Origin of the sequence: Pseudomonas songnenensis (assembly GCF_003696315.1) — a bacterium.
GTDB lineage: Bacteria > Pseudomonadota > Gammaproteobacteria > Pseudomonadales > Pseudomonadaceae > Stutzerimonas > Stutzerimonas songnenensis.
Genome location: NZ_RFFN01000010.1, coordinates 59,341 through 81,234 on the forward strand (window position 1 = coordinate 59,341; position 21,894 = coordinate 81,234).

General features: G+C 66.2%; 18 protein-coding genes. 11 read left to right on the plus strand and 7 right to left on the minus strand.

From position 1 onward, the window contains the following. Nucleotides 1-3: 3 nt before the first annotated feature. Entirely contained in the window at nucleotides 4-780 is a 777-nt protein-coding gene (locus EA798_RS19520) for a DUF899 domain-containing protein (RefSeq protein ID WP_122100014.1), read from the minus strand. A 225-nt stretch (nucleotides 781-1,005) separates the two neighbouring features. On the opposite strand from EA798_RS19520, the gene EA798_RS19525 reads away from it, so the two are divergent. The 3 genes from EA798_RS19525 to EA798_RS19535 all read left to right on the plus strand — a co-directional run bounded on the left by EA798_RS19525 (nucleotide 1,006) and on the right by EA798_RS19535 (nucleotide 3,167). Beyond that, a complete protein-coding gene (locus EA798_RS19525; protein WP_038663258.1) occupies nucleotides 1,006-1,269 on the plus strand; it encodes a PepSY domain-containing protein in 264 nt (87 codons plus the stop codon). Nucleotides 1,270-1,433: 164 nt separating this feature from the next. Continuing rightward, nucleotides 1,434-2,318 carry an RluA family pseudouridine synthase gene (locus EA798_RS19530; protein ID WP_106155876.1) on the plus strand — a complete coding sequence of 295 codons (885 nt, stop codon included), beginning with the start codon at nucleotides 1,434-1,436 and terminating at the stop codon, nucleotides 2,316-2,318. Between the two features lie 66 nt (nucleotides 2,319-2,384). Next, a complete protein-coding gene (locus tag EA798_RS19535) occupies nucleotides 2,385-3,167 on the plus strand; it encodes a DNA-formamidopyrimidine glycosylase family protein (RefSeq protein ID WP_122100015.1) in 783 nt (260 codons plus the stop codon). A gap of 243 nt (nucleotides 3,168-3,410) precedes the next feature. Here the strand turns inward: EA798_RS19535 and EA798_RS19540 are convergent, their stop codons facing one another. From EA798_RS19540 to EA798_RS19560, 5 genes are all read right to left on the minus strand, one after another. After that, nucleotides 3,411-4,307, minus strand: a complete 897-nt coding sequence (locus EA798_RS19540; RefSeq protein ID WP_122100016.1) for a ribose-phosphate pyrophosphokinase — start codon at nucleotides 4,305-4,307, stop codon at nucleotides 3,411-3,413. Continuing rightward, nucleotides 4,307-5,887 carry a thymidine phosphorylase family protein gene (locus tag EA798_RS19545; protein ID WP_122100017.1) on the minus strand — a complete coding sequence of 527 codons (1,581 nt, stop codon included), beginning with the start codon at nucleotides 5,885-5,887 and terminating at the stop codon, nucleotides 4,307-4,309. The genes EA798_RS19540 and EA798_RS19545 overlap by 1 nt, the downstream gene beginning before the upstream one ends. Before the next feature lie 115 nt (nucleotides 5,888-6,002). Next, the gene (locus EA798_RS19550) at nucleotides 6,003-6,773 is read right to left on the minus strand and encodes a 3-hydroxybutyrate dehydrogenase (protein WP_122100018.1); all 771 of its coding nucleotides are present in this window, start codon (nucleotides 6,771-6,773) and stop codon (nucleotides 6,003-6,005) included. A 114-nt stretch (nucleotides 6,774-6,887) separates the two neighbouring features. Next, a complete protein-coding gene (locus tag EA798_RS19555) occupies nucleotides 6,888-8,279 on the minus strand; it encodes a GntP family permease (RefSeq protein ID WP_122100019.1) in 1,392 nt (463 codons plus the stop codon). Nucleotides 8,280-8,549: 270 nt separating this feature from the next. Then, nucleotides 8,550-9,890 (minus strand): short-chain fatty acid transporter, encoded by a 1,341-nt coding sequence (locus EA798_RS19560; protein WP_045159158.1) that lies wholly within the window; start codon nucleotides 9,888-9,890, stop codon nucleotides 8,550-8,552. 111 nt (nucleotides 9,891-10,001) lie between these two features. Between EA798_RS19560 and EA798_RS19565 the strand changes: the two genes are divergently transcribed. Continuing rightward, a complete protein-coding gene (locus tag EA798_RS19565) occupies nucleotides 10,002-10,418 on the plus strand; it encodes a DUF192 domain-containing protein (protein WP_061373999.1) in 417 nt (138 codons plus the stop codon). 31 nt (nucleotides 10,419-10,449) lie between these two features. Here the strand turns inward: EA798_RS19565 and EA798_RS19570 are convergent, their stop codons facing one another. After that, nucleotides 10,450-10,920, minus strand: a complete 471-nt coding sequence (locus EA798_RS19570; protein WP_003281718.1) for an Lrp/AsnC family transcriptional regulator — start codon at nucleotides 10,918-10,920, stop codon at nucleotides 10,450-10,452. A gap of 241 nt (nucleotides 10,921-11,161) precedes the next feature. Here EA798_RS19570 and EA798_RS19575 point away from each other — a divergent pair, with 241 nt between their 5' ends. The 7 genes from EA798_RS19575 to maiA all read left to right on the plus strand — a co-directional run bounded on the left by EA798_RS19575 (nucleotide 11,162) and on the right by maiA (nucleotide 21,813). Continuing rightward, on the plus strand, nucleotides 11,162-14,632 hold the full coding sequence (locus EA798_RS19575; protein ID WP_122100020.1) for an indolepyruvate ferredoxin oxidoreductase family protein: 3,471 nt from the start codon (nucleotides 11,162-11,164) through the stop codon (nucleotides 14,630-14,632). Nucleotides 14,633-14,753: 121 nt separating this feature from the next. Beyond that, nucleotides 14,754-15,848 (plus strand): Glu/Leu/Phe/Val dehydrogenase dimerization domain-containing protein, encoded by a 1,095-nt coding sequence (locus tag EA798_RS19580; protein ID WP_084898911.1) that lies wholly within the window; start codon nucleotides 14,754-14,756, stop codon nucleotides 15,846-15,848. Between the two features lie 128 nt (nucleotides 15,849-15,976). Beyond that, nucleotides 15,977-17,386, plus strand: a complete 1,410-nt coding sequence (locus tag EA798_RS19585; protein ID WP_122100021.1) for a sodium-dependent transporter — start codon at nucleotides 15,977-15,979, stop codon at nucleotides 17,384-17,386. Nucleotides 17,387-17,798: 412 nt separating this feature from the next. Continuing rightward, nucleotides 17,799-18,884: a 4-hydroxyphenylpyruvate dioxygenase gene (gene hppD, locus EA798_RS19590; RefSeq protein WP_044314912.1), complete on the plus strand. Its 1,086-nt coding sequence runs from the start codon at nucleotides 17,799-17,801 to the stop codon at nucleotides 18,882-18,884. A 157-nt stretch (nucleotides 18,885-19,041) separates the two neighbouring features. Beyond that, nucleotides 19,042-20,181, plus strand: a complete 1,140-nt coding sequence (locus tag EA798_RS19595; RefSeq protein ID WP_122100022.1) for a homogentisate 1,2-dioxygenase — start codon at nucleotides 19,042-19,044, stop codon at nucleotides 20,179-20,181. Further along, entirely contained in the window at nucleotides 20,181-21,164 is a 984-nt protein-coding gene (locus EA798_RS19600) for a fumarylacetoacetate hydrolase family protein (RefSeq protein ID WP_106155866.1), read from the plus strand. The genes EA798_RS19595 and EA798_RS19600 overlap by 1 nt, the downstream gene beginning before the upstream one ends. Beyond that, nucleotides 21,154-21,813 (plus strand): maleylacetoacetate isomerase, encoded by a 660-nt coding sequence (gene maiA, locus EA798_RS19605; protein WP_122100023.1) that lies wholly within the window; start codon nucleotides 21,154-21,156, stop codon nucleotides 21,811-21,813. The genes EA798_RS19600 and maiA overlap by 11 nt, the downstream gene beginning before the upstream one ends. Nucleotides 21,814-21,894: the final 81 nt, after the last annotated feature.

Sequence of the window (21,894 nt, forward strand, 5' to 3'; positions counted from 1 at the left end):
CCCTCAGCCTCGCTGCTGCTCGTGGCAGCAGCCGGCGGGCTCTGAGCGCCCGCTCGGGGCGACGCGATCGCTGCTGCCGTAACGGTCGTGCAGGCGTACCCAGTCGGTGAGGTTGTGTTGCGGGCCGGTTTCGTTGCGACCGTTGGGCGTCATGTCCAGCAGGACATAGGTGCCGAGCAGTTCTTCCGCGCCGCGACCATAGGCCGAGAAGGTGTGGAAGATGTCGCCCTGCGGGTCCTGGTAGAAAACGCTGAAGCCCGACAGCTCCTCGCAGACGAAGGGTTGCCAGACGTAGTTGTAGAAGACCTTGCCCTCGACGATGTCCTCGGCATCGAAGGACACGTGGAAGTCGCGGTTGAATGTGCTGCCTGCCGACGACAGCCAGCGGAACTGCCAGCCCATGCGCTGGCGGAACGCCTCCAGCCGATCGAACGGCGCGCGGGAAATGGCGGCGAAGCTGACGTCATGCTGCAGCAGGTGCAGCAGCGCGCCGCCGATATGATCGGCCTCGAACGAACAGCCGACGCAGCCTTCGCTCCAGTCCGGGCCGAACATGAAGTGCTTGATCACCAGCTGGCTGCGACCCTCGAACAGCTCGCTCAGGCGAACCGCGCCGCTGGCATCGTGAAAACGATAGTCCTGCGCGAGGCGCCGCCAGGGCAATTGCCGGCGCTTTTCGCTGAGCGCATCGCGCTGGCGGGTGAGCTGTTTCTCTTCCTGCAGATGGACGCTGTGGGCAGCCAGCCAGTCCTGATCGGATACGACCTTGTGCGTTGCCATGTAGACCTCCGGGGCGCGGATTGGGAGCGGACGCGGAGCCGCCGCCGCGCGGCGATGGCCCTGTGACAGAGTCGATCGGCGCCGGGCGAAATCGACATCGGACCAGTGAACGCCCGGCGGCTGGCGGCGCGGCGGTTGAACTTAGCGGCCGCCGCTGCGCTCGTAATTCAGGCAGGGGCCAACCGTATGGCCCGCTCTGATCCCGTTCGCAGAAGGAATAACGAGATGTACAACAAGACACTGACCGCCGCGTTCGCCGTTGCCATCCTGGGTTCTGGTGCTGCCTTTGCAGCCGACAAGCCCGGCGCCGACTGGATCACCCTCGAGCAAGCCGTGGAGAAGGCCAAGGCCGCCGGTTATACCGAGCTGCACGGCATCGAAGCCGATGACGATGGCTGGGAAGGCGAGGGTATGAAGCAGGACGGCAAGAAGTACGAGTTCAGCATCGACGGCCGCACCGGTGAAGTGACCAAGGAAAAGGAAGACTGATGCTGCGTCCACCACGCAACTGACGTTTACGCTGAGCGCACGTGTCGCCTTGCTGAGGCGGCGCTGTGCCCGGCGGGCACGTGCGGCAATGCTCCCGCAACGGGAGGCAGCCACTGACAGAGCGGGTATCATTCGCCTCCTCGTCGCGCCGCGTAGCCGCTGTCATGTCCGCTTCCAATTCCCGCCCCAGCACCCTGCATCTGCCCCAAGGCGACTGGCCCACGGTACTCGACTGCCTGTGCGCGCACTTTCCGGCTATCGGTCGCGACACCTGGCTCGATCGCATGGCCCGCGGCCGCGTACTCGATGCGCAGATGCAGCCGATCGATGCTGCGCAGGCCTATCGGGTCGGCATGCGCATCCATTACTTTCGCGAAGTGCCGAACGAGACGCCGGTGCCGTTCGAGGAGCGCATCCTCCATGTCGACGAGCACCTGGTGGTGGCGGACAAGCCGCACTTTCTCTCGGTGATGCCGGCCGGCGAATACGTCAACGAAACCTTGCTGGCACGGCTCAGCAAACGGCTGGGGAACGCCGATCTGGTGCCGATTCATCGCATCGATCGTCTTACCGCCGGGCTGGTGCTGTTCTCGGCCAACCGCGAGAGCCGCGGTGCCTACCAGGCGCTGTTCCGTGAGCGGGAGATCAGCAAGCGCTACGAGGCGATCTGCCCGGCGCTGCCTGGGCTTGAATTCCCCATGCGCCGACGCCTGTGCATGGTGCCGGGAGAGCCGTTCTTCCTGATGCGCGAAGGCGAGGGCGAACCGAACAGCGAGACGCTGATCGAGGTGCTCGAACGGCGCGGCGACCTCTGGCGCTACGGGCTTTCCCCCATCAGCGGTAAAAAGCACCAGCTGCGCCTGCACATGGCGACCCTCGGCGCCGGTATCTGCAACGACCCCTTCTACCCGCACTTGCTGGAGCGAAGCCAGCGCGACGCTGACGACTACGCGCGCCCGCTCAAGCTGCTGGCCCGTGGCTTGCGTTTTCGCGACCCGTTGAGTGGTGAAGTTCGCGAGTTCGAAAGCAGCCTTCAGCTGGAGTGGTGATAGCCGGCGCACCTTCGCGGCATCGGCGAGTCTCAACTCGAAGACAGGCCAGCCACTGGTGCAGCCATGCCCGAAGGTCCTTCCATCGTCATCCTGCGTGAAGAAGTCGCGGCATTCGCCGGCCGCACCATCGAGCGTGCCGAGGGCAGCGCGAAGATCGACATGGCCCGGCTGGCCGGTCAGGCGGTGCGTGGCTTTCATAGCTGGGGCAAGCATTTCCTGATCGAGCTGGAGGACGTCTCCGTTCGCATCCACCTGCTGCTGTTCGGCAGCTATCGCATCAACGAGCGCAAGGACGCCGTAGCACGGCTGAGCCTGGGGTTTGCCAATGGCGAGCTGAACTTCTATGCCTGTTCCGTGCAGCTGATCGAGGGGCCGCTGGATGCAGCTTACGACTGGAGCATGGATGTGATGAGCGATGCCTGGAGACCGCGCGCGACGCTCAAGCGGTTGCGTGAACGCCCGCGGCTACTGGCCTGCGATGCGCTGTTGGACCAGACGCTGTTCGCCGGCTCCGGCAACATCATCAAGAACGAGGTGCTCTATCGCATCCGCGTGCACCCGCTGTCGCTGATCGGCGAACTGCCGGCGGCCAAGCTGCGCGAGCTGGTGCGCGAGGCGCGCACCTACAGCTTCCAGTTTCTCGAGTGGAAGCGGGCCGGCGTGCTCAAGGCCAACTGGCTGGCACACGGCAAGACCAGCTGCGTGCGCTGCCGGGTTCCGCTGGTCAAGGTGAAAGAGCTGGGCCGCAGCCAGCGTCGGGCGTTCTTTTGCGAGCGCTGCCAGAAGCGCTACGGCGACTCAGCGCAGGTTGCGGCCGAGGAGCCGAGCGCGGTGGATGAGGGGTAGGGTGGACAACGGCACCGCCTTATCGACGCGATTGATTCGTCACCGCCGAGGTGGTCGCCGTAGGGTGGAAAAGCTGCGCGTTTTCCACCCTACGGCGGCTGTGGTGTGGGGCGTAGATGGTTCGCCGGTGCAGGACCCTCGTAGGGTGGACAACGGCACCGCCTTGTCCACGCGGCTGGCTTGGAAGAACAGTGGGACAGCTGCCGCGTTTCTCACCCTATGTGCCGCTCGTTGCCTATCGCCTCAGCGCAACAGCCGCCTGAGCGCCTCGGCCAGCTGCGGCGCCATGCTCACCGCGTTGCTCTCGTGGGCGATGCAGTCGGTGCTCCAGACGTGTCCGACACCGGCGGCGCGGATCACCTGCAGCGCGTCGCCGGCGAACAGCGCGTGGGTCACGGCCACGTCCACCGAGGCGGCGCCGGCGGCCAGCAGTTTCTGCGCGGCCTCGGCAAGGGTGCGCCCGGAGCTGGCGACGTCATCGAGCAGCACCACATGGCGCCCGGCGAATTGCAGGTCCGGCAGGGCGATCTCCACCTGATGGTCGCCATGGCGCAGCTTGTTGCACACGCCATGTTCGAAACCATGCTCGGCGGCGGCCGCCTCGATCCATTGCTGCGCCTCGGCATCCGGGCCGATCAGCAGCGCATCGGGATGCCGTTCGGCGATCAGTCGCGCCAATGCCGGGGCCGCGCAGAGGGTGACCGCATCGGCCAGCGGCACCGCTTCCTGCAGGGTGGCGACGCGGTGCAGGTGCGGATCGACGGTGATCAGTGCGTCGAACTGGCCGGCCAGCAGCTGGCCGATCACCCGCTGGCTGACCACTTCCCCCGGGTTGAAGGCGATGTCCTGACGCATGTAGGCCAGATAGGGCGTGACCAGGATCAGTCGCTTGGCGCCCAGGCGTCGCGCTTCGCCGGCCACCAGCAGCAGCTCGATCAGCTTTTCGTTGGGGTGATCGAGGCCGCGATAGAACACCAGTTGCTCGGCGATCGCTTCGCCTTCGGCCAGCGGCAGGCGCAGGCGCAGTTCGTCATCGGGAAAGCGGTGGCGCTCGATCTGCGCCGCGGGCAGGCCACAGGCCTCGGCCAGGCGCAGGGCGGCGGCGCGCTCGTCATCGAAATACAGCAGCTGGCTTTGCATCAGAACTCCACGAAAACACTGGGAACCTGGTCGGCACTGCCGAGGCTGACGCCGCTGGCGCGCTCGGTGGCCTGACGGGCGAAGGCGAGGTCGGCGGGAAAATCCGCGTAAACGCGATACAGACAGTCACCGGCCTGTACCGGTTCGCCGAGCTTGCGCAGAATGTCCACGCCGGCACCCTGCACCTTGGGTGCGCCGGCCAGCCGCGCGATGCGCGCCAGCTGCAGGTTGTCGATGCCGGTGACCACCGCGCTGCGCTCGGCCAGCACGTCGAAGCTGAGGCGGGCGAGTGGTGGATGGTTGTGATCGAAGACCTTGCCGCCCTGGGCGGCGATGATCGAATGCATCTTCTTCAGCGCGCGGCCGGAGTCGAGGATGTCGCGGGCGATGGCATAGCCGTCACCGCCGCGCACGTCGGGATCGAACTCGAGCATGCGTCCGGCCAGGCGCAGCGCCTTCTGGCGCAGGTCGATCGGCGCCGCCGGGTCGTTCTGCAGCACCTGCATCACGTCGCGTGCCTCCAGTACCGGGCCGATGCCGTTGCCGATCGGCTGGCGACCGTCGGTGATGACCGCGTCCAGGGTCAGGCCCAGGCGCGAGGCCACGAACTCGAACAGCTTGCGCAGGCGCTGCGCCTCGGCCATCGAACGCACCTTGGCCGTCGGACCGATGGGAATGTCCAGCAGCAGGTGGGTGGAGCCGGCGGCAATCTTCTTCGACAGGATCGAAGCGACCATCTGCCCGGGCGAGTCGATCGACAGTGGTCGCTCGACGGCAATCAGCACGTCATCGGCCGGCGACAGCTCGCTGCTGCCGCCCCAGGCCAGGCAGCCGCGTTCCTCGCGGACCATTTCGCAGAGGCGCTCGAACGGCAGTTCGACGTTGGCCAGCACTTCCATGGTGTCAGCGGTACCGGCCGGCGAGGTGATCGCCCGCGAGCTGGTCTTCGGGCAGAGCATCCCGTGGGCGGCGACGATCGGCACCACCAGCATCGAGGTGCGGTTGCCCGGGATGCCGCCGATGCAGTGCTTGTCCACCACCGGATGCTCGCGCCAGTCGAGCCGGCGGCCGACGCGGATCATCGCGTCGGTGAGAAAGAACACCTCCTCGCGATCCAGCTCGCCCTGGTTGCAGGCGACCACGAAGGCGGTCAGCTCGATCTTCGAGTAACGGTGCTCGGCGATATCGCGCATGATCGCCAGGAAGTCCTCGCGGCTCAGGCGCTCGCCGGCGATCTTGCGGTGCAGCGCCGGAATCGACGCGGCCGGCTCGGCCTGGGCGATTGCCGCCGGTACACCGGCTTCGGCGCCGAGCTGGGCGAAGGCGTCCTCGGACAGACCCAGCTCGTCACAGCCGACGATGGCCGGATCGTCCACCAGATTGAGGCTGGCCAGAATGCGCTTGCCGTTGACCCGTACCTCGACCTTGGCCAATGCCTGAAAACCTTCGGCGCGGCAGGCGGCGCAGTCGCGGTGCAGGTAGGCGACGTTCTCGCGGTAGGTATCGATGGCCACCCGGCGCAACGCCAGGTGTACCGGAGACTTGCCGTTGATCGGTGAATCACTGCTGATGGTGGTCATGCGCGCGCATTCGCTGGAGGGATGATGGCTATCTAGCCTCAGCGTAGCGCCGCTTGCCAAGCGGCCCCGCGCGTTTTGCCCTGGCGCGTTGCCGCAGGTCAGCAAAAAGACCTGTTCAGCGCGCGGCCCAGCCGCCGTCCATGTTCCACGCGGCGCCGCGTACCTGATCGCCGGCCTCGCTGCAGAGGAACAGCGCCATCGCACCCAGCTGCGCGGGGGTGACGAAGTCCAGCGAAGGCTGCTTCTCGGCGAGCAGGTCATGGCGGGCGCGTTGCTCGTCGCCGCTCTCCCGCGCGCGCTCGTCGATCTGCTGCTGTACCAGCGGGGTCAGCACCCAGCCAGGGCAGATGGCATTGCAGGTGATCGGCGTGGTGGCGGTTTCCAGCGCGACGACCTTGGTCAGCCCGACCAGCCCGTGCTTGGCGGCGACATAGGCGGCCTTCTGCTCGGAGCCCACCAGCCCGTGCACCGAGGCGATATTGATGATCCGCCCCCAGCCGCGCTGGCGCATGCCGGGCAGGGCCAGGCGTGTGGTGTGGAATGCCGAGGACAGGTTGATGGCGATGATGGCGTCCCAGCGCTCGACGGGAAATTCCTCCACCGGCGCCACGTGCTGGATGCCGGCATTGTTGACCAGGATATCGACGCCGCCAAAGTCGCGTTCGGCATAGGCGAACAGCTCGGCGATCTGCGCCGGGTCGGACACGTCCGCGCCGTGGTGGCCCACCTTGTGGCCGTGCCGGCCGACTTCGGCCAGCGCTGCCGAGGCATCGCCGAAACCGTTGAGGATCAGGTCGGCGCCGGCCTCGGCCAGCTTCAGCGCGATGCCGAGGCCGATCCCGCTGGTGGAGCCGGTGACCAGTGCGGTCTTGCCTGTGAGGTTCATGGTTTCTCCCGCTTGGTGGCGCCCGCACGGGGCGGCGCCTTGTTTTTTCTTGTTGTCGGAAGGCAATCGCTGATGGCGCACCGCTTCGCCGATATCGGCGAGCGGCCGCCGCAGTCAGACGATGCCGGTAGCGTAGTACACGCCGATCACGAAGAAGGCCGCGGCGGTGGCGATCAGGGTGATGGCGAAGATGTCCTTGTAGGATTCGCGGTGGGTCAGTCCGGTGACGGCCAGCAGGGTGATCACCGCGCCGTTGTGCGGCAGGGTGTCGAGCCCGCCGGAGGCCATCGAGGCGACCCGGTGCAGCACTTCCAGCGGTATCTGCGCAGCGTTGGCGGCGGCGACGAAGCTGTCGGCCATCGCCGCCAGGGCAATGCTCATGCCGCCGGAGGCCGAGCCGGTGATGCCGGCCAGCAGGTTGACGGTGATGGCTTCGTTGATCAGCGGATTGGGAATCGCCGACAGCGCATCGGCCACCACGATGAAGCCCGGCAGCGAGGCGATCACCGCGCCGAAGCCGAATTCCGACGCGGTGTTCATCGCCGCCAGCAGCGAACCGCCGACCGCCGTGCGGCTGCCCTCGGCGAGCTTGCCGCGCAGGGTGCCGAAGCTGGTCGCCAGTACCAGGGCGATGCCCAGCAGCAGCGCGGCCTCCACCGCCCAGATCGCGGTGAGCTTGCCGACCTCGGTGACCAGCGGTGCGCTCATGCCGGGCAGCTGCAGGCTGTGGCTGGTGCCGTAGAACTCGGGAATCCAGCGGGTGAACAGGAGGTTGGCCACCAGCACCAGAATCAGCGGGGACAGCGCCAGCCAGGGGTTGGGCAGGGCGATGTCGGCGGGCGTTTCCGGCTCGTTGCGCAGGTTGGTGCCGTAGCCTTCGCCGGCGGCAATGGCCTTGCCGAGCTGCCACTTGAGATAGAGCATGCCCAGGCCGAATACGAATATCGTGCCGATCAGGCCCAGCCAGGGCGCGGCCCAGGTGGTGGTGTTGAAGAAGGTGGTGGGGATGATGTTCTGGATCTGCGGCGTGCCGGGAATGGCCGTCATGGTGAAGGTGAACGCGCCAAGGGCGATGGTCGCCGGGATCAGGCGCTTGGGCATGTTGCTCTGGCGGAACATCTCGGCAGCGAACGGGTACACCGCGAACACCACGACGAACAGCGACACGCCGCCGTAGGTCAGCAGCGCGCAGACCAGCACGATCACCAGCATTGCCTGGCTGGTGCCGAGCAGGCGGATCGCCGCGGCGACGATGGAGCGCGAAAAACCCGACATCTCGATCAGCTTGCCGAACACCGCACCGAGCAGGAACACCGGGAAGTACAGCTTGATGAAGCCGACCATCTTCTCCATGAAGATGCCGGTGAAGGCCGGCGCCACTGCGGACGGGTCGGTGAGCAGCACCGCGCCCATGGCGGCGATGGGGGCGAACAGAATGACACTGTAGCCGCGGTAGGCGGCGAGCATCAGCAGGGCCAATGCAGCAAGGGCGATGACGACGCTCATCGGGGACGATCTCCTGGCCCCGTGCGGCACGACCGAACGCTGCCGAGGGCATTCGGGGACTCGCTGCTGCACGGCAGGCGCGTTGTTTTTCTTGTTTCGGCTGCGGACAGGCCGCACGGTGATTTAGCGAGTTCCATGCCAGATACGCAACTCACTGATTTGCATGGTGTTTATCTTGAGTGTCCAGATAGTTGGACGGCGCTTGTGTCTTGCATCCTGGACAGCGTGGTCCAGCATTCCGGACAGCGTTGCCGTCCGGAATGCCCGGCCTCAGGTCAGGAAATAGAGCCCGCCGGCGATCACCACACCGGAGAACACCAGGCAGAGCAGGCAATAGCCCATGATGTCGCGGGCACCGAGCCCGGCGATGCCCAGCAGCGGCAGGGCCCAGAACGGCTGGATCATGTTGGTCCAGGCATCGCCCCAGGCGATCGCCATGGCCGTGACTTCCGGCGCCACGCCCAGCGCCGCGCCGGCCGGCAGCATGATCGGCCCCTGCACCGCCCACTGGCCGCCGCCGGACGGCACGAAGACGTTGACCAGCCCGGCGCTGAGAAAGGCCAGCACCGGGAAGCTCTCGGCCGACGACCAGGCGATGAAGGTGTCGGTGACCTGCCGGCCGAGGGACAGGCCAGCGGCGTTGGCGCCGACCATCATCCCCATGATCCCGGCGTAGAAAGGGAACTGCACGACGATGCCGGCGATGCCGCGGATGCTTTCCTCGATGGCGCGCATGTAGCGCTCCGGCGTGCCGTGCATCAGCAGGCCGGCGAAGAGGAAGATCGAGATCACGATGTTCAGGCTCAGCGCCAGACCGTTCTCGCTGAAGTGCCGGTAGAAGAACAGCACCGCCAGCGCGACCATGATCAGGCCGAGAATGCGGCTGTCGTCCAGGCGCTGGGTGGCAGTTTCCCGCGGGATGTCGCTCGGCTGGGGCTCTTCCAGCAGCGCCGGATCGACCACTTTCGGCGTCTTCGGCTGCATGGCCCAGTTCAGCAGCGGCAGGCCCACCACCAGCACGGCGATGATGATCAGGTTGTAGGAAGCGAACAGCGTCTGGCCGACACCGATGGCTTCGGTCAGCGCGCCGCCGGTCATCTTCTCCAGATCGGCCCCGCCGCTGGCCAGCGACAGCGGAATCGAGCCGGAAAAGCCGCCGTGCCAGATCAGGAAGCCGGAGTAGGCCGAGGCCACCAGCAGCGGGTAGTCGACGCCGCGCACCTGGCGTGCCAGCGCGCGGGCGAACACGGCGCCGATCACCAGGCCGAAGCCCCAGTTGATCCAGGAACCGGCCAGCGCCACCAGAGTCACCAGCACGATGGCCTGGCCCGGGGACTGCGGGATGCGGGCCATGCGGTCGAGCAGGCGATTGATTGCCGGGGCCCGTGCCAGGGCATGGCCGGTGACCAGGATCAGCGACATCTGCATGGTGAAGGCCAGCAGGTTCCAGAAGCCATTGCCCCAGTGCTGCGCCATGGCCGGCAGGCCCTGACCGGTGCTGAGCATGGCGGCGATCAGCACGATCAGCGTGAGCAGGATGGCGAAGACGAAGGGCGAGGGAAGGAAGCGTTGCACCAGGTAGACGCTGGCGGCGGTTATTCTGTTGAGCACGATGGGGTTCTCCCTTGTTGTCGTTATGTCGCCGCGCAGGTGCGGCGCTTCGCTTATGAGTGCGGCGGCGGCCGGCTGTTCCCGTTGCGCTGCGCCTGAGGAGGTTGGTCGATGCGTGTTGCGCTTTCACTGTCGCTGCTGCTGTTTGTGGCTTCCGCTCAGGCACAAGAGCCGCTGCGGCTGCGCATCCAGGGGCATGAGCTGCACGCCGAATACGCGCAGACCGTCGCCCAGCGCGAGCGCGGGCTGATGGGGCGCCGCGAGCTGGCCGCCGACAGCGGCATGCTGTTCCGCTTTGATGAAGTGCGCCGCCACTGCCTGTGGATGAAGGACACGCCGCTGCCCTTGTCGGCGGCGTTCTTCGATGAGGCTGGGCTTCTGGTCGATGTGATCGACCTGGAGCCGTTCAATACGGAGATACGCTGTTCGAAGCGGCCCGCGCGTTATGCCCTGGAGATGAACCAGGGCTGGTTCGCCGAGCGGGAGATCGGACGGGGCGCGCGGCTGGCAGGGATTCCGGTGGAGTAGGCCAACCCTGCCCAACGACCCGCGTCCCGCCTCAATCCAGCGGCAACTCCGTGGTCCGCTTCACCTCGCTCATGGCGATATGCGAGTGCGCCTCCTGCACGTGGGGGCGCTGCAGGAGCTGGTCACGCAGGAAGCGTTCGTAACTGTCGATATCGCGCGCCACCACCTTGAGCAGGTAATCCGACTCCCCGGCCATGGTGTGGCACTCCAACACCTCGGGGTAACCCACCACCGCCCGCTCGAACTCGTCGAGGTTGCTCCGACCGTGGGCCGAGAGCTTGATGTTGACGAACACCGTCATGTTCAGCCCGAGTTTCTTCGGGTTGAGCAGGGCGACCTTGCGCTCGATCAGCCCTTCCTCCTGCATGCGATGGATGCGTCGCCAGCAGGGTGATTGCGACAGTTCGACCTTCTCGGCGATTTCCGCGGCGGAGAGGTCGGCGTTGTGTTGCAGCAGCAGGAGGATCTTGCGATCGATGCTGCTCAGTGGCGAAGTCTGCATGGTCGTGCCTGTTTTCTTGTTGTTAGCGAATGGGTCATGCACAGAAGCGCTGTTCTACCGCAAAAGTAGAAAGAAAATCTCTCTCCGTCACGGCCAGACTGTTAATCGACACGCGACGGTGGGGTGATCCCCTGCCGATTGCCGGCGTGGAGAAACAACCGTGCGGTTTCTCCATGACCGCGTCAGGCGGGTAGTGAACAACGCTGCCCTGACTCCGATAACAACAAATTAGGAGCGCCCCATGTCTCTGGCCGAGATCCGTCTGGACGACAAGTACCGGCTTGCTACCGGTCATCTGTACCTCACCGGCACCCAGGCGCTGACCCGCTTGCCGATGCTGCAGCATCAGCGTGATCAGGCCCGTGGTTTGAATACTGGTGGCTTCATCTCCGGCTATCGCGGCTCGCCATTGGGCGGGCTGGACAAGAGCCTCTGGGAAGCCCGCGACTACCTCAAGCAACACGCCATCCACTTCCAGCCGGGCGTCAACGAAGAGCTGGCCGCCACCGCGGTGTGGGGCAGCCAGCAGACCAACCTGTTCCCCGGCGCCAGGTACGACGGCGTGTTCGCCATGTGGTACGGCAAGGGGCCGGGTGTCGACCGTGCCGGTGACGTGTTCAAGCATGCAAATGCGGCGGGTGTGTCGCCCAAGGGTGGCGTGCTGCTGCTGGCGGGTGACGACCACGGCTGCAAATCCTCGACGCTGCCGCACCAGAGCGAGCATGCCTTTATCGCCGCCTCGATTCCGGTGCTGAACCCGGCCAACGTTCAGGAAATCCTCGACTACGGCATCATCGGCTGGGAGCTGTCGCGCTACTCCGGCTGCTGGGTGGCGCTGAAGACCATCGCCGAGAACGTCGATTCTTCCGCCGTGGTGGAGGTCGATCCGCTGCGCGTGCAGACGCGCATCCCGGAAGACTTCGAGCTGCCCGAGGACGGCGTGCACATCCGCTGGCCGGACCCGCCGCTGGCTCAGGAAAAGCGCCTCAACCTGTACAAGATCTACGCCGCTCGCGCCTTTGCCCGGGCCAACAACCTGAACCAGGTGATGCTCGATTCGCCGAATCCGCGCCTTGGCATCATCACCACCGGCAAGTCCTATCTCGACGTGCGTCAGGCGCTGGACGACCTGGGCCTGGACGAAGCGCTGTGCGCCTCGGTCGGCCTGCGCGTGCTCAAGGTCGGCATGAGCTGGCCGCTGGAGCCGGTCTCGGTGCACGAGTTTGCCCAAGGGCTGGACGAGATTCTGGTGGTCGAGGAAAAGCGCAGCATCATCGAGGACCAGCTCACCGGGCAACTCTACAACTGGCCGGTCAGCAAGCGTCCGCGGGTGGTTGGCGAGTTCGACGAGCAGGGCAATTCATTGCTGCCGAACCTCTCCGAACTGACCCCGGCGATGATCGCCCGGGTGATCGCCAAGCGCCTCGCGCCGATCTACACCAGCGACAGCATCCAGGCACGGCTGGCCTTCCTGGCCGCCAAGGAGAAGGCCCTGGCCGCGCGCAGCTACAGCACCGTGCGCACGCCGCACTACTGCTCCGGTTGCCCGCACAACACCTCCACCAAGGTGCCCGAGGGCAGCCGCGCCTCGGCCGGTATCGGCTGTCACTACATGGTGCAGTGGATGGACCGGCGCACCGAGACCTTCACCCAGATGGGCGGCGAGGGCGTCAACTGGATCGGCCAGGCGCCGTTCACCGACACCCCGCACATGTTCCAGAACCTCGGTGACGGCACCTATTTCCACTCCGGCAGCCTGGCGGTGCGCGCCGCCGTCGCGGCGGGCGTAAACGTCACCTACAAGATTCTCTACAACGATGCCGTGGCCATGACCGGTGGCCAGCCCATCGACGGCGAGCTGCGCGTCGACCAGCTCAGCCGGCAGATCTTCCACGAGGGCGTCAAGCGCATCGCCCTGGTCAGCGACGAGCCGGACAAGTACCCGACCCGCGATACCTTCGCGCCGATCACCAGCTTCCATCACCGCCGCGAACTGGATGCCGTGCAGCGCGAGCTGCGCGAATTCAAGGGCGTCTCGGTGATCATCTATGACCAGACCTGTGCCACCGAGAAGCGTCGTCGGCGCAAGCGCGGCAAGCTGGAAGACCCGGCCAAGCGCGCCTTCATCAACCCGGCGGTCTGCGAGGGCTGCGGCGACTGCGGCGAGAAGTCCAACTGCCTGGCGGTGCTGCCGCTGGAAACCGAACTGGGGCGCAAGCGCGAGATCGACCAGAACGCCTGCAACAAGGACTTCTCCTGCGTCGAGGGTTTCTGCCCGAGCTTCGTCACCGTGCATGGCGGCGGGTTGCGCAAGCCCGAAGCCGTAGCAGGCGGTATCGAGGCGGCGACCTTGCCCGAGCCGCAGCATCCGTCGCTGGAGCGGCCTTGGAATGTGCTGATCCCCGGCGTTGGCGGCAGCGGCGTGACCACCCTTGGCGCGCTGCTCGGCATGGCCGCGCACCTGGAAGGCAAGGGCTGCACCGTGCTCGACCAGGCCGGTCTGGCGCAGAAATTCGGCCCGGTGACCACCCACGTGCGCATCGCCGCCAAGCAGAGCGATATCTACGCGGTGCGCATCGCCGCCGGTGAGGCCGATCTGCTGCTGGGCTGCGACCTGATCGTCGCGGCGGGCGATGAATCGCTGACCCGCCTCAACGAGCAGATCAGCAATGCCGTGGTGAACAGCCACGAGTCCGCCACCGCCGAGTTCACTCGCAACCCGGACGCCCAGGTGCCCGGCGCGGCCATGCGCCAGGCGATCAGCGACGCGGTCGGCGCCGACAAGACCCACTTCGTCGATGCCACCCGCCTGGCCACGCGGCTCTTGGGCGACAGCATCGCCACCAACCTGTTCCTGCTCGGCTTCGCCTATCAGCAGGGGCTGCTGCCGATCAGCGCCGAGGCCATCGAGAAGGCCATCGAGCTCAATGGCGTTGCCGCCAAGCTGAATCTGCAGGCCTTCCGCTGGGGCCGCCGTGCCGTGCTAGAGCGTGAAGCAGTCGAACAGCTGGCGCGTCCGGCCGAAATAGCGGAGCCGATCTGCAAGACCCTGGAAGAGATCGTCGAGTGGCGCGTGGATTTCCTTACCCGCTACCAGAACGCCGGGCTGGCGCGCCGCTATCGCCAGCTGGTCGAGCGCGTGCGCGATGCCGATAGCGCGGACGATCTGGCGCTGTCCAAGGCCGTCGCCCGCTACTACTTCAAGCTACTGGCCTACAAGGACGAGTACGAGGTGGCACGCCTCTACAGCGAGCCGGAATTCCGCCAGCAGCTCCAGGCGCAGTTCGAGGGCGACTACAAGCTGCAGTTCCACCTCGCTCCGGCCTGGCTGGCCAAGCGTGATGCGGTTACCGGCGAGCCGCGCAAGCGCGAGCTGGGGCCGTGGGTGCTCAATGTGTTCGGCGTGCTGGCCAAGTTCCGCTTCCTGCGTGGCACACCGCTCGATCCGTTCGGCTATGGCCACGACCGCCGCGTCGAACGCCAGCTGATCGGCGAGTACGAGAAGACCGTGGACGAGCTGCTGGCCCAGCTCAAGCCGACCAACTACCGCACCGCCGTGGCCATCGCCGCGCTGCCGGAACAGATCCGCGGCTACGGCCCGGTGAAGGAGCGTTCCATCGCCAAGGCCCGCCAGCAGGAGAAGTTGCTCCGCGAGCAGCTGGCCAAAGGCGACGAGGTACAGAGCGTACGGCTGTTCCAGCCGGCGGCGTAGTTCGCAGTGCGCTAGCGGGGTGAAATCGGTCACCCCGCATGAGCACACCGCCGCAGGCGCTACCCGCTAACGAGGCCCTGTCCGTGACAGGCCACCAGACCAACAAGAACGAGGTAACCAAATGTCCGTCTTCGCTCATCCTGACTTCGACCGCCACGAACAGGTGGTCTTCTGCCATGACCAGGCGTCGGGTCTGAAAGCCATCATCGCCATCCACGACACGCGCCTCGGTCCGGCGCTGGGTGGTTGCCGGATGTTCCCCTATGCCAGTGACGACGAGGCCCTGCGCGATGTGCTGCGGCTGTCGCGCGGGATGACGCTGAAATCCTCGCTGGCCGGGCTCAAGCTCGGCGGCGGCAAGGCGGTGATCATCGGCGACCCGCATACCGGCAAGAGCCAGGCGCTGCTGCACGCCATGGGCGACTTCGTCGACAGCCTTGGCGGGCGCTACATCACTGCCGCCGACTCCGGCACCGGCGATGCCGAAATGCAGGCCTTTGCCCAGCGCACCCGCCATGTGGTCGGCGCCACGCCGCGCACGTTGCTCGACGGCAGCGTCGCCAGCGGCGACCCGTCGCCGTCCACCGCCTACGGCGTGTTCGTCGGCCTCAAGGAAGCGGTGCGCCAGCGCCTCGGTCGTGACGATCTGACCGGGCTGAAGGTGGCGATCCAGGGCGTCGGCCATGTCGGGCTGGGGCTGGCGCGGCACCTGAAGGCGGCCGGCGCCGAACTGTGGGTGGCGGACATCTTCGATGCCAACGTCAAGCAGGCGATGGACGAGCTGGGAGCCAACGTGGTGCGCCCGCAGGACATCTACGGTCTGGACGTGGACGTTTTCGCGCCCTGCGCCATGGGCGGCATCCTCAACGAGCAGACTCTCGAAGTGCTGCGTGCCCCGGTGATCGCCGGTGCCGCCAACAACCAGCTGGCCAGCGCCGAGATCGGCGTCGAACTGCAGCGGCGCAACCAGCTCTACGCGCCGGACTACGCAATCAACGCCGGCGGCATCATCGACGTCTACTACCAGCGCAACGGCGGCAGCGCCGCGCAGATCGATGCCCATGTGAACGCCATCGCCGGCACGCTGCGCGAGATTTTCGAGCGGGCCGCCGCCAGCGGCGAATGCACCTCGGTGATCGCCGACCGCCTGGCGCTGGAACGCTTGCAGGCCGGCGGCGCGCCGCAGGTCGCGACGCTGCAGCGGCAGGCTTCATGATGGCACATGGCCGGTCACCCCAGCGCGCCGGCCTTCGCTGAGCGGGGCGGCGGGCTCTGATCGCCAGCGCCGTGCCCGCTCCGTTCGTTCGCACCATCCCTGACAAAAACAACAAGCAGGAATCCGCAATGACCGATAAAACCAGCCTCGCGGCCGGCACCTTCGCCGGCGCGCGCGCACGCATCCAGGACAACGCCAGCCGGGGCCTGTGGTCCTCCCGCTGGGTGTTCTTCCTCGCCGCCACCGGCTCCGCTGTGGGCCTGGGCAATATCTGGAAATTCCCCTACGTGACCGGGCAGAACGGCGGCGGCGCCTTCGTGCTGGTCTATCTCGCCTGCATCGTATTGATCGGCATTCCGCTGCTGATGGCCGAGGTGATGATCGGCCGCCGTGGCCGGGCGAACCCTGATGGCGCCGTGGCGCGGCTGGCGCGCGAAGCCGGGGCCAGTTCACGCTGGCGCGTGGTCGGCTGGCTCGGTGGGCTGACCGGCTTTCTCATTCTGAGCTTTTATCTGGTGGTGGCCGGCTGGGCACTGGCCTATGTGCCGACGACCTTCAGCGGCGGCTTCGCCGGGGTCAGCGGGGAGGCCAGTGGCGAGCTGTTCGGCGCGCTGCTGGCGGACCCTGTGCGCCTGGTGGTCTGTGCCACGCTGGTGCTGGCGGCGACCATGCTGATCGTCGGCTTCGGCGTGCGTGGCGGGCTGGAGCGATCGCTGCGCTTTCTGATGCCCGGGCTGTTCGTGCTGATGCTGGTGCTGGTGGTCTACGCCGCCATCGAAGGCGAGTTCGCCCAGGCGCTGCAGTTTCTTTTCGTGCCGGACTTTTCGGCGCTGACCGCGCAGAGCGTGCTGGTCGCCCTCGGCCATGCCTTCTTCACCCTGAGTCTGGGCTGCGGCGCGATGATGGCCTACGGCTCCTATCTGCCGGAAGGCACCTCGATCGCCAAGACCTCGATTCTGGTGGCGCTGGCCGATACCGCGGTGGCGCTGCTGGCCGGCCTGGCGATCTTCCCGCTGGTGTTCGGCAACGCGCTGGAGCCGGGGGCCGGGCCGGGGCTGATCTTCGTCACCCTGCCGATCGCTTTCGGCCAGATGCCGCTGGGGCAGGTCGTGGGCGGGCTGTTCTTCGTGATGCTGGTGATCGCCGCGCTGACCTCGGCCATCTCGCTCTCCGAGCCGAGCATCGCCTGGCTTACCGAGCGCTTTTGCATCAGCCGGACCAAGGCCGTGCTGGGCAGCGGCCTGGTGCTCTGGCTGCTGAGCCTGGGCAGCGTGTTCTCGTTCAACCACTGGGCGGACTACCAGCTGTTCGGCAAGACCTTCTTCGACACCCTGGACTACCTCACCACCAATTGGCTGATGCCGCTGGGCGGGCTGGGCACGGTGCTGTTCACCGGCTGGGTGTTGCAGCGCCACGTGGTCAGCGAGGCCATCGGCATTCGCAACGCCGGGCTGTTCCAGGCCTGGTGGAAGCTGCTGCGCTACGGCACGCCGGTGGCCATCGTGCTGGTATTTCTCAACCTGCTCGGGCTGATCTAGCGCGACCACGGTCGTCCGTGCAGACCGCGCCGGTGGGCTGAAGCCCACTCCGCAAGCATGCTGCGGGCTTCTCAGGAAGTCCTTTTGGTGGGCTCAGGTCCATCCCATCGGAAGCCGACACAGGCTTTGGTGGGGTGGGCTTCAGCCCACCTTTTTTATGCGCGACGCCATGCACGGGATGACATGTGCGGCAGCTTGTCGCACCGGGTTGTAAGCTTTTCGTTACGCCTGGCAAGCCGCCGAGCCAGGCTTTTCAGCGAAAAACGCGCTGTAAGGAAAACCTGACAGCGGGGACGGCGCCAGCCGCTTTCCGTGCCCGTAAACAGCATTGTTCGGCGCTCGGCCCTGGGGTGTGATGGGGCCAGCCAAAGCCGTGCAACGGCCGTCCTCACAACAATAATCAGGAGGCGATATGAACGCCGTGAACAAGATCGAACAGCACAACCCCATCGGCACCGACGGCTTCGAGTTCGTCGAATTCACCGCGCCGAATGCCGAGGGCATCGAGCAGCTGCGCACGCTGTTCACCCAGATGGGCTTTACCGAAACCGCCAAGCACCGCTCCAAGGAGGTCTGGCTGTTCCAGCAGCACGACATCAACATCGTGCTCAACGGCAGCCCCACCGGGCATGTGCGCGAGTTCGGCGAGAAGCATGGCCCGAGCGCCTGCGCCATGGCCTTCCGGGTGAAGAATGCCGCGCAGGCCGCCGCCTACGTCGAATCCCAGGGCGCCAAGCTGGTCGGCAGCCACGCCAACTTCGGCGAGCTGAACATCCCCTGCGTCGAAGGCATCGGCGGCTCGCTGCTGTATCTCGTCGACCGCTACGGCGACAAGAGCATCTACGACGTCGACTTCGAGTACATCGAAGGGCGCACGCCGAATGACAACGCCGTCGGCCTGATGTGCATCGACCATCTGACCCACAACGTCATGCGTGGGCAGATGGATGTCTGGTCCGGTTTCTACGAGCGCATCGCCAACTTCCGCGAGATTCGCTACTTCGACATCGAAGGCAAGCTGACCGGCCTGTTCTCCCGTGCCATGACCGCGCCCTGCGGCAAGATCCGCATCCCGATCAACGAGTCGGCCGACGACAAGTCGCAGATCGAGGAATTCATCCGCGAGTACCACGGCGAGGGCATCCAGCACATCGCGCTGTCCACCGACGACATCTACGAGACCGTGCGCCGCCTGCGCGCCAACGGCGTGGACTTCATGACCACCCCGGACACCTACTACGAGAAGGTCGATACCCGCGTCGCCGGCCACGGCGAGCCGCTCGACCAGCTGCGCGAGCTGAACCTGCTGATCGATGGGGCGCCGGGCGATGACGGCATCCTGCTGCAAATCTTCACCAACACGGTGATCGGCCCGATCTTCTTCGAAATCATCCAGCGCAAGGGCAACCAGGGCTTCGGCGAAGGCAACTTCAAGGCGCTGTTCGAATCCATCGAGGAAGACCAGGTGCGCCGCGGCGTGATCAAGGCGGACGAGTAAGTCCAGAGCCAGGACGTAGGGTGGAAGACTGCGAAGCATCTTCCACGCGTCTGTGTCGGGCCGACCAACGCGTGGATGTGCTTCGCGACATCCACCCTACGCACCGGCATCCACTGCGCCGCCATTCAGATCACGCGGTATCACGAAGGAGAGGCACATGAGCCGCAAATGGATCAGTTTCCCCATCCGCGAGGGTGAGAGTTCGCGTCAGGCGCACTGCGATTTTCCGCAGGGCACCTACGAGCGTGAAATGGGCCGCGAAGGCTTCTTCGGCCCGGCTTCGCACCTGCATCACAAGCATCCGCCGACCGGCTGGATCGACTGGGAAGGCCCGCTGCGCCCGCACGCCTTCAACTTCAATCACATCCCCAGCGAAGGCGACTGCCCGCTGCAGGCGCCGCTGGCGCTGCACAACGCCGACGTCAAGTTGCGCCTGTGGAAGACCAACGGCGCCATGCGCCACCTGGTGCGCAACGGTGATGGTGACGAACTGCTGTTCATCCACGAGGGCGCCGGGCATTTCTACTGCGACTTCGGCCACCTGGAATTCCGCGACGGCGACTACCTGATGATCCCGCGCGGCACCGCCTGGCGCATCGAGGCGACGCAGCCGGTGTTCATGCTCTTGATCGAGAACACCGACGGCGCCTACCAGCTGCCGGAAAAAGGCCTGGTCGGCCCGCATGCCATCTTCGACGCCGCAGTGCTCGACCATCCGCGGCTGGACGACGCCTTCCGCGCGCAGCAGGACGAGAACCCCTGGCAGATCCGCATCAATCGGCGCGACCAGATCACCACCGTGACCTACCCGTACAACCCGCTGGACGTGGTCGGCTGGCACGGCGACAACACCGTGGTACGGCTCAACTGGCGTGACATCCGCCCGCTGATGAGCCATCGCTACCACCTGCCGCCGTCGGCGCACACCACCTTCGTCGCCAACGGTTTCGTGGTCTGCACCTTCACGCCGCGGCCGGTGGAATCCGATCCGGGTGCGCTGAAGGTGCCGTTCTTCCACAACAACGACGACTACGACGAAGTGCTGTTCTACCACCGCGGCAACTTCTTCAGCCGCGACAACATCGAGCAGGGCATGGTGACCTTCCACCCCTGCGGCTTCCCCCACGGGCCGCACCCGAAGGCACTGAAGAAGGCCAGCACCGACCCGGCGACCTTTGCCGACGAGGTGGCGGTGATGATCGACACCCGCCGCGCGCTGGAAGTCGGCGAGGCTGCCGCAGCCGTCGATGTCCCCGAATACGTCAACTCCTGGCGTGCGCCGGGCAAGGAATCCTGATGAAACTCGCAACCCTCAACCAGGGCCGCGACGGCGTGCTCGTCGTCGTTTCCCGTGATCTCGCCCAGGCGGTGAAAGTGCCGCAGATCGCCGCCACGCTGCAGGCCGCGCTGGATGACTGGAACTACTGCAAGCCCAAGCTCGAAGCGGTCTATCAGCGTCTCAACGACGGGCTGGAGGAGGGCGCATTCGCCTTCGACCAGGCCGCCTGCCACAGCCCGCTGCCGCGCGCCTATCACTGGGCGGACGGCAGCGCCTACGTCAATCACGTCGAGCTGGTGCGCAAGGCGCGTGGCGCCGAGATGCCGGAGTCCTTCTGGCACGATCCGCTGATGTACCAGGGCGGCGCCGATGCCTTTATCCCGCCGCACAGCCCGATCCGCCTGGCCGACGAGGCCTGGGGCATCGATCTGGAAGGCGAACTGGCGGTGATCACCGACGACGTGCCCATGGGTGCGACGCCGGCCGAGGCGGCCGCGCACATCCAGCTGCTGATGCTGGTCAACGACGTGTCGCTGCGCAATCTGATCCCCGGCGAGCTGGCCAAGGGCTTCGGCTTCTACCAGAGCAAGCCGTCGTCGAGCTTTTCGCCGGTGGCGGTGACGCCGGACGAGCTGGGCGAAACCTGGCGCGACGGCAAGGTGCACCGGCCTCTGGTTTCGCATATCAACGGTGAGCTGTTCGGCCAGCCGGATGCCGGCACCGACATGACCTTCAACTTCCCGACCCTGGTCGCCCATGCCGCGCGCACCCGCCCACTGGGCGCCGGCACCATCATCGGCTCGGGCACGGTGTCGAACTACGATCGCAGTGCCGGCTCGTCCTGCCTGGCCGAGAAGCGCATGCTCGAGGTCATCGAGCACGGCGAGGCGAAGACGCCGTTCCTCAAGTTCGGCGACCGGGTGCGCATCGAGATGTTCGACGCCGCCGGGCAGAGCATCTTCGGCGCCATCGATCAGCAGGTCGAGCGCTATGAGCACTGAGCTGACGCTCTACGGCTACTGGCGCTCCAGTGCCGCCTACCGGGTGCGCATCGCGCTGAATCTGAAGGGCCTGGCCTACCGGCAGGTGCCGGTGCATCTGGTCAAGGATGGCGGCCAGCAGCGTGCGGCCGATTACCGCGCCCTCAATCCGCAGCAGCTGGTGCCGTTGCTGGTCGATGAAGCCAACGGCGGCGCGCGCATCAGCCAGTCGCTGGCGATCCTGGAATACCTCGACGAGGTATTCCCGGTGCCGGCCCTGTTGCCGGCCGATCCGGTCGAGCGCGCCCGGGTGCGCGCACTGGCCATGCACATCGCCTGCGAGATCCATCCGCTGAACAACCTGCGCGTGCTGCAGTACCTCAGCGCCGAACTGGGGGTCGACGACGAGGCGAAGAATGCCTGGTATCGGCACTGGGTCAGCCAGGGGCTGGCGGCGGTGGAAGAGGGCTTGGAAACCTTTGGTGACAAGCTTTCCCTGAACGATCGGCCAGGTTATCTGGAGGCATGCCTGGTGCCGCAGGTATACAATGCGCGCCGTTTTGCCTGTGACCTCGCGGCGTATCCACGCATTCTCGAGATCGTTGCACGCTGCGAGACGCTTCCGGCCTTCCAGCAGGCCGCGCCGGAGGTGCAGCCCGACGCTCAATGAACGACTGAATCCGCCTTGCACGCCGCCGCGCCCTGCGCGACGGTCCCGATCCCGTCACAGATAACAACAAACAGGTGACGT

Bases quoted from the DNA above. Each gene is read 5' to 3' on its own strand.
- EA798_RS19520 (WP_122100014.1), bottom strand. From the start codon at position 780: ATGGCAACGCACAAGGTCGTATCCGATCAGGACTGGCTGGCTGCCCAC.
- EA798_RS19525 (WP_038663258.1), top strand. From the start codon at position 1,006: ATGTACAACAAGACACTGACCGCCGCGTTCGCCGTTGCCATCCTGGGT.
- EA798_RS19530 (WP_106155876.1), top strand. From the start codon at position 1,434: ATGTCCGCTTCCAATTCCCGCCCCAGCACCCTGCATCTGCCCCAAGGC.
- EA798_RS19535 (WP_122100015.1), top strand. From the start codon at position 2,385: ATGCCCGAAGGTCCTTCCATCGTCATCCTGCGTGAAGAAGTCGCGGCA.
- EA798_RS19540 (WP_122100016.1), bottom strand. From the start codon at position 4,307: ATGCAAAGCCAGCTGCTGTATTTCGATGACGAGCGCGCCGCCGCCCTG.
- EA798_RS19545 (WP_122100017.1), bottom strand. From the start codon at position 5,887: ATGACCACCATCAGCAGTGATTCACCGATCAACGGCAAGTCTCCGGTA.
- EA798_RS19550 (WP_122100018.1), bottom strand. From the start codon at position 6,773: ATGAACCTCACAGGCAAGACCGCACTGGTCACCGGCTCCACCAGCGGG.
- EA798_RS19555 (WP_122100019.1), bottom strand. From the start codon at position 8,279: ATGAGCGTCGTCATCGCCCTTGCTGCATTGGCCCTGCTGATGCTCGCC.
- EA798_RS19565 (WP_061373999.1), top strand. From the start codon at position 10,002: ATGCGTGTTGCGCTTTCACTGTCGCTGCTGCTGTTTGTGGCTTCCGCT.
- EA798_RS19570 (WP_003281718.1), bottom strand. From the start codon at position 10,920: ATGCAGACTTCGCCACTGAGCAGCATCGATCGCAAGATCCTCCTGCTG.
- EA798_RS19575 (WP_122100020.1), top strand. From the start codon at position 11,162: ATGTCTCTGGCCGAGATCCGTCTGGACGACAAGTACCGGCTTGCTACC.
- EA798_RS19580 (WP_084898911.1), top strand. From the start codon at position 14,754: ATGTCCGTCTTCGCTCATCCTGACTTCGACCGCCACGAACAGGTGGTC.
- EA798_RS19585 (WP_122100021.1), top strand. From the start codon at position 15,977: ATGACCGATAAAACCAGCCTCGCGGCCGGCACCTTCGCCGGCGCGCGC.
- hppD (WP_044314912.1), top strand. From the start codon at position 17,799: ATGAACGCCGTGAACAAGATCGAACAGCACAACCCCATCGGCACCGAC.
- EA798_RS19595 (WP_122100022.1), top strand. From the start codon at position 19,042: ATGAGCCGCAAATGGATCAGTTTCCCCATCCGCGAGGGTGAGAGTTCG.
- EA798_RS19600 (WP_106155866.1), top strand. From the start codon at position 20,181: ATGAAACTCGCAACCCTCAACCAGGGCCGCGACGGCGTGCTCGTCGTC.
- maiA (WP_122100023.1), top strand. From the start codon at position 21,154: ATGAGCACTGAGCTGACGCTCTACGGCTACTGGCGCTCCAGTGCCGCC.